Source organism: Streptomyces sp. OR43 (assembly GCF_008042275.1).
Taxonomy (GTDB): Bacteria; Actinomycetota; Actinomycetes; order Streptomycetales; family Streptomycetaceae; genus Streptomyces.
The window spans coordinates 2,461,841-2,468,053 of the sequence record NZ_RDBK01000043.1 but is presented as its reverse complement, the minus strand read 5'-3'; the positions used below and the strand labels follow the sequence as shown (position 1 = coordinate 2,468,053).

The 6,213-nt window shown below is 73.2% G+C and carries 9 protein-coding genes; 1 reads left to right on the top strand and 8 read right to left on the bottom strand.

Annotated elements, in window-relative coordinates; translation table 11 throughout:
- Window positions 1-111: 111 nt before the first annotated feature.
- The 5 genes from EAO72_RS30125 to tsaB form a co-directional block, all read right to left on the bottom strand.
- Entirely contained in the window at window positions 112-474 is a 363-nt protein-coding gene (locus tag EAO72_RS30125; RefSeq protein ID WP_148020258.1) for a YciI family protein, read from the bottom strand.
- A 135-nt stretch (window positions 475-609) separates the two neighbouring features.
- On the bottom strand, window positions 610-894 hold the full coding sequence (locus tag EAO72_RS30120; RefSeq protein ID WP_148020257.1) for a hypothetical protein: 285 nt from the start codon (window positions 892-894) through the stop codon (window positions 610-612).
- Complete coding sequence (gene tsaD, locus EAO72_RS30115; RefSeq protein ID WP_148020256.1) at window positions 891-2,000, bottom strand: tRNA (adenosine(37)-N6)-threonylcarbamoyltransferase complex transferase subunit TsaD; 1,110 nt, start codon at window positions 1,998-2,000, stop codon at window positions 891-893. Before tsaD ends, EAO72_RS30120 begins: the two co-directional genes overlap by 4 nt.
- On the bottom strand, window positions 2,000-2,503 hold the full coding sequence (gene rimI, locus EAO72_RS30110) for a ribosomal protein S18-alanine N-acetyltransferase (protein ID WP_148020255.1): 504 nt from the start codon (window positions 2,501-2,503) through the stop codon (window positions 2,000-2,002). Before rimI ends, tsaD begins: the two co-directional genes overlap by 1 nt.
- Complete coding sequence (gene tsaB / locus EAO72_RS30105; RefSeq protein WP_148022124.1) at window positions 2,500-3,147, bottom strand: tRNA (adenosine(37)-N6)-threonylcarbamoyltransferase complex dimerization subunit type 1 TsaB; 648 nt, start codon at window positions 3,145-3,147, stop codon at window positions 2,500-2,502. Before tsaB ends, rimI begins: the two co-directional genes overlap by 4 nt.
- A gap of 200 nt (window positions 3,148-3,347) precedes the next feature.
- Here tsaB and EAO72_RS30100 point away from each other — a divergent pair, with 200 nt between their 5' ends.
- Entirely contained in the window at window positions 3,348-3,884 is a 537-nt protein-coding gene (locus EAO72_RS30100) for a hypothetical protein (protein WP_148022123.1), read from the top strand.
- A 12-nt stretch (window positions 3,885-3,896) separates the two neighbouring features.
- On the opposite strand, the gene EAO72_RS42250 is transcribed toward EAO72_RS30100, so the two are convergent.
- The 3 genes from EAO72_RS42250 to EAO72_RS30090 form a co-directional block, all read right to left on the bottom strand.
- Entirely contained in the window at window positions 3,897-4,070 is a 174-nt protein-coding gene (locus tag EAO72_RS42250; protein ID WP_187285441.1) for a hypothetical protein, read from the bottom strand.
- A gap of 136 nt (window positions 4,071-4,206) precedes the next feature.
- Window positions 4,207-4,770 carry a tRNA (adenosine(37)-N6)-threonylcarbamoyltransferase complex ATPase subunit type 1 TsaE gene (gene tsaE, locus EAO72_RS30095; RefSeq protein WP_148020254.1) on the bottom strand — a complete coding sequence of 188 codons (564 nt, stop codon included), beginning with the start codon at window positions 4,768-4,770 and terminating at the stop codon, window positions 4,207-4,209.
- Between the two features lie 159 nt (window positions 4,771-4,929).
- Entirely contained in the window at window positions 4,930-6,138 is a 1,209-nt protein-coding gene (locus tag EAO72_RS30090) for an alpha/beta fold hydrolase (RefSeq protein ID WP_148020253.1), read from the bottom strand.
- Window positions 6,139-6,213: the final 75 nt, after the last annotated feature.

The window sequence follows — 6,213 nt, the reverse complement described above, 5'->3', positions numbered from 1 at the left end:
CACCGGCGATGATCCGCGCGGACTCGATCCTGAATACCGCCTCAACCGCGCTCGCTGCCGTCACGGCCACCCATCAGAGCAGCCGCCCGGGGCCCGGGCAAGCGCGGCCGGTCAGCCGGTCGCCTCGTCGATGGCCCGGATCTCGGAGGTGACGCTCCAGCTCTCCGGGTGGCACTGGAGGAACCGCCTGGTCCACTCCAGGGCCTCTTCCTTGTCCTTGCACTGGAGGATGGCGTACCCGCCGACGACCTCCTTGGTCTCGGTGAAGGGCCCGTCGGTGTAGCTGAGCTTTCCGCCGGACCAGTGGACCCGGGTGGCCTCGGCGGTCGGGCTGAGGCCGGCCGTCTCCAGCATCACGCCCGCCTTGCTGATCTCCTCGAACAGGGCGCCCATGCGCTTCTCGAAGTCCGGGTCGGGCTCGAACCCGGCGGCGGCCTGCTCGTCGATGCGGATGAGGGACATGAAGCGCGGCATGGTGACTCCTCGGTCGGGACGGGGACCTCTTCCCCGCCTCTCACCCCTGCGTCGAACGGGAGACGGCCGGATCGACACTCCCCCCGGAATTCTTCTGAGAAAGTTCCGGATCGGCCACCGGGCGGGCCGCGGCCCTCAGCGGTCCGCCGGTCCGAGGGACTCGAACCGCCAGCGGTGCACCGGCCGGGTGACGGCCGCCGCGTCCGGCTCGGGCAGCTCCGGCAGGTCGTCACCGTAGGCGCCCTCCCACCAGGTGATGACCAGGACGCGGTCCTGCGGGGCGCGCAGCAGCTCGCTGCGCAGCGGGGGGCGCGCCAGCTCGCCGGTGCGGGCGCGGGCCCACTCCAGCAGTTCCGCGCCCCTGCCCTCGGTGGCCCGGGCCTCCCACATCAGCGCGACGGTGGTGCCGTTCCCGCTCATGAGTACAGGTTGTCCTTGCTGATCTCGTGCACATGGTCGTGCGGGTGGCTGTGCCCGTGCCCGGCGCCCGGTACGTGGGTCTCGGTGACCGGCAGCGAGGAGTCGGCCGAGAGCTCCAGGTCGGAGGCGGGCCGGTTGCGGGCCACCATCTCCGCGCCCAGGGCGGCGACCATGGCCCCGTTGTCGGTGCACAGTCCGGGGCGGGGCACGCGCAGCCGGATGCCGGCCCGTTCGCACCGCTCCTGGGCGAGTGCCCGCAGCCGCGAGTTGGCCGCGACGCCGCCGCCGATCATCAGGTGGTCGACGCCTTCGTCCTTGCAGGCCCGGACGGCCTTGCGGGTGAGCACGTCCACCACGGCCTCCTGGAAGGACGCCGCCACGTCCCGTACCGGCACGTCCTCGCCGGCGGCGCGCTTCGCCTCGATCCAGCGGGCGACGGAGGTCTTCAGACCGGAGAAGGAGAAGTCGTACGCGGGGTCGCGCGAGCCGCTCAGACCGCGCGGGAACGCGATGGCCTTCGGGTCGCCCTCCTTCGCGAGGCGGTCGATGACCGGGCCGCCGGGGAAGCCGAGCTGCAGCACCCGGGCGATCTTGTCGAAGGCCTCGCCCGCCGCGTCGTCGATGGTCGCGCCGAGCGGCCGCACGTCGTTGGTGATGTCGGGGGCGAGCAGCAGCGAGGAGTGGCCGCCGCTGACCAGCAGGGCCATCGTGGGCTCGGGCAGCGGGCCGTGCTCCAGCTGGTCGACGCAGATGTGCGAGGCCAGGTGGTTCACCCCGTACAGCGGCTTGTTCAGTGCGTACGCGTACGCCTTGGCCGCCGAGACGCCGACGAGCAGGGCACCGGCGAGTCCGGGCCCGGCGGTGACGGAGATGCCGTCGAGGTCGCGGCCGGTGACCCCGGCCTCCTTCAGGGCGCGCTCGATCGTGGGGACCATCGCCTCCAGATGGGCGCGGGAGGCGATCTCGGGGACGACGCCGCCGAAGCGGGCGTGCGTGTCGACGCTGGACGCGACGGCGTCGGCGAGCAGCGTCGTCCCGCGGACGATGCCCACGCCGGTCTCGTCGCAGGAGGTCTCGATGCCGAGTACGAGCGGTTCGTCAGCCATCAGTCAGTCTCGTTTTCTGGTACGTGCTCTTGTACGTGGAGGCGCATGACGAGTGCGTCGATGTTGCCCGGCTGGTAGTAGCCGCGGCGGAAGCCGATCGGTTCGAAGCCGAAGCGTTCGTACAGCTTCTGCGCCCGGGTGTTGTCGACGCGGACCTCCAGCAGCACCTCGGCGCACTCGAAGGCCGTGGCGTGCTTCAGCAGGTCGGTCAGGAGCTCGGAGCCGAGCCCGCCGCCCCAGTGGCCGCGGGTGACGCCGATCGTCTGTACGTCGGCGAGGTCACCGGCCGCCGCGAGGCCCGCGTATCCGACGATCCGGCCGGAGACGGGGTCCTCGGCGACGACATAGCGGCGGGTGGCTCCCGCTCCGCGGGCGTGCGCCAGCTCGGACCAGAACATGCCGGCCGACCAGGCGTCGTCCGGGAACAGCTCGTGCTCCAGCTCCAGCACCGGGTCGATGTCCCACCAGCGCATCTCGCGCAGCACTGCGGTCGTGGCGGTCACTTGGGGGTGACCACCTTGTAGTTCTTCGGGACCTGCGCGTCGGGCCTGCGCAGGTAGAGCGGCTGCGGCGGCAGGAGCGCGTCCCCCGCGGCGAGGCGCTCGACGGCGAGGGACGCCATCGCGCCGGCGGCGAGGTGCTCGGGGCCGCGCGCGTCCGGGAACGCGTCCGGGTAGAGCACCGCGCCCGCCCCGGCGACCGGCAGGCCCGCGAGCCGCTCCGCGATGTCGGCCGGCCGGTCGACGGCGGGTTCACCGGTCCGGGTGAGGGCGTCCTCGTACCGCGCCCAGTAGACCTCCTTGCGCCGGGCGTCCGTCGCGACGGCGAACGGTCCCCCGACCCCGGCCTGCCCCGCGGCGTACGCGAGGGCGTCCAGGGTGCAGATCCCGTGCACGGGTACGGACAGCGCCGAGCCGAAGGTCGCGGCCGTCACCAGGCCGACCCGCAGTCCGGTGTACGGGCCGGGTCCGACGCCCACGACCAGGTCCGTCACGGCGTCGAGTTTCACGCCTGCCTCGGCGAGGACCCGGTCGACGGCGGGCAGCAGCAGCTCCCCGTGCCTTCGGGCGTCGACCTGAGCGGACTCGGCGACGACGCGGGTTCCGTCGTGCAGGGCGACGGTGACGGCGGGGGTGGCGGTATCCATAGCGAGCAAGAGCACGCAAACAGCCTACGGCTCCGCCGCGGGCGATACGGCGCCCCGTACGGCGTCCCGGTGCGGGAGTGCTCCGGTGCTACCGTCACCGGGTATACGCGGAGTACGTGTAAACGCTTGTACGACATACGACGGTCCACGACATACGACGGCGAAAGAGGCGCACGGTGGCTAGGGGCAGCTCGGGAATCGTGGCCGCGCTCACCGCGGCGGCCGTCGCCGCGGTCGGCTTCCTGGCCTACCAGGCATCGGCGAACGTCCCCGACAACCTGGGCGCCAAGCCGAAGGCGTCCAGCAGCGCACCGGCCACGGCCGGCAAGGCCACGCCGAAGCCGAAGAAGGACCCTCTCGCTCTTCCCGCCGCGTCCGGCACGGGCATGCGCGTGGTGTACGCGCTGGGCGACCGCCGGGTGTGGCTGGTGAGCGCGAAGAACAAGGCGACCCGGACCTTCAAGGTGATGCCGAGCGCGGTGCAGGCCAGGCCCGGCGTCTACCGGGTGACCTCGCGCTCCGGCCGTGTCACCGGCTCCGACGGGGTGCCGATCGAGCACGTGGTCCGGTTCGCGACGAACAACGACGTGGCCATCGGCTTCAGCGCCGCGCAGGACGGCTCGATGGAGAGCCCGGACCCGACGCTGAAGGCGGGTGGCGTCCGGATGTCCCGTGCGGACGGCGACGCGGTGTGGACGTTCGCGACGGTCGGTGTGAAGGTCCACGTCGTCTCGTAGGACCTGCCGGGCTCAGGCGGCCCGCTTCGGGTTCGCTCCCGTGCCCTCGCGCGGCGCGGGCGCCGTGCCGTGCGGGCGTGGGCCGGGCGGGGTGGAGACGGCGGTGGCCGCCGCTCCGGCGGCGAGCAGGTCTCTCATCGACACCGCTCGCGGCGGTGGCGGCACTTCTCGCTCCGATGTCGGCATGAACGCCTCCTGGGGCTCCGGTGGAAGGCACGGTTAGGCGGACCTAACCTGCTCTCGCCCTCCATGTCACCACGCCCGCACCACCCCGCGCAACAATGTGCCGACACGATGTCGGAAACGGGCCGGAGGCGGTCGCTCAGCGGAGTCGGGCCGTGTCCCACGGGGCCCAGGACTCCGTCCGCAGCCCCGCCCACCGTGCGCCGAAGCCCACCAGCGTCACCGTGCGCCGCTCGTCGTCCGTGTCGCCGACCGCGCGGTCGATGAGCACCTGGAGCCGGTCGTCGGAGAGCTCCTCGACCTTGCCGTCGCCCCACTCGACGACGATCACCGAGTCCGGCAGCGACACGTCGAGGTCCAGGTCCTCCATCTCGTCGAGCCCGCCGCCCAGGCGGTACGCGTCGACGTGGACCAGCGCCGGGCCGTCGCCGAGCGGCGGGTGGACGCGTGCGATCACGAAGGTGGGCGAGGTGACGGCGCCGCGGACGCCCAGGCCCTCCCCGAGCCCCCGGGTCAGGGTCGTCTTGCCCGCACCGAGCTCGCCGGTGAGCATCACCAGGTCGCCGGGGCGCAGCACACCGGAGATCCGGCGACCCAGGGCCTGCATCTGTTCGGGGGACTCGACGGCGAGCGTCACGGTGACGGTGTCGTACGGGGCGCCTGCGGCGGGCTCGGCCGCCGGGCTGCTGTGCGGTGCTTCCATGCCCGCCAACGTTAGAGGATTCCCGCTGCGCCCCCGGCCCTCACCCGCGCTGCGCAGGACTCCGGTACGGCGGCGGCTCCCACCCCGCGCGCTGCTCAGGACTCGTTACGGCGGCGGTCCTCACCCGTGCGCGCTCAGGACTCCGCTACGCCTCCGGCCTCATCCGCGCGCCTCGGACGACTCCGGTACGGCGCCGGCCCGCACCAGCAGGTCCGCCAGCCGGTCCGTGACCGTCTCCGGGTGTTCCAGCATCACCAGGTGTCCGGCGTCCGGGACGATGACCAGTTCCGCGTCGGGCAGCCGGTCCGCGATCGCCTCGCTGTGCGAACTGGGCGTCACCAGGTCCTTGTCGCCCGCCAGGATCAGCACCGGGAGGTCCCGGAACAGCGGCAGCGCCTTGCTCTTGTCGTGCTCGGTGAAGGCGGGGTAGAACTCCGCGACGACATCGATCGGCGTGGACTCGATGAGCCGCTCGGCGAACCGCGCGACCGCCGGGTCCACGTCCCGCGAGCCGAACGAGTACCGCTTGATCAGCCCGGCGAACAGGTCCGCCGTCGCCCGCCTCCCCCGCTCCACCAGCTCCGTCTGTGTGCCGAGCGCCTTCAGCACGCCGGGCAGCACCCGCCGTACCGCGTTCACGCCCGCCACCGGCAGCCCGAAGCTGACCTCGCCGAGCTTCCCGCTCGACGTGCCGACGAAGGCGACGGCGGCGACCCGGTCGCGCATGAGCGCCGGGTACTGGTCGGCGAACTCCATGATCGTCATGCCGCCCATGGAGTGCCCGACCAGCACCAGGGGCCCTTCGGGGGCGGCCGCGTCGATCACGGCCTTGAGGTCGCGGCCGAGCTGGTCGAAGCGCAGCGGCGCGCCCTGCGCCTGCGCCCGGCCGCGCTCGGAGCGGCCGTGGCTGCGCTGGTCCCAGTGGACGGTGCGCACGAGGCCGCGCAGGGCCGCCCGCTGGAAGTGCCAGGAGTCCTGGCTGAGGCAGTAGCCGTGGCTGAAGACGACCGTCACCGGGGCGGGTGCCTTGTGCCCGAAGAGACGGCGCCGGCGCGGGCCGGGGGGCGTACCGCCCGTTCCCTTGCCGCTGCCCGGGTCGACCTCGTCGATCTCGTAGTACAGCTCGGTGCCGTCGTCGGCCGTCGCCCGGCCCGGCAGCCCGCGCAGCGAGCCGTACGGTCCGGTGGCGTCCAGCGCCAGCCTGGCCCGCTTGCGCATGCCCCGGCCGACCGTCAGCCGCTCGACCGCGACCCCGGCCGCCGCGCCCGCCGCGATCACGCCTATGGCGGCCCCGGCGATCCCCGCCCGGCGCCAGCCGGCCGCCGAAGCGGCCGCCGCCACCGCGTCCCCCGCGCTGATCTCGCTCACCGTGCCGCGCTCCTCGTCGGTCGTGTCGTGTCCATCGGGCCGGTCAGGGCCGCCCGAGGTCCTGCGTTCTCGTCG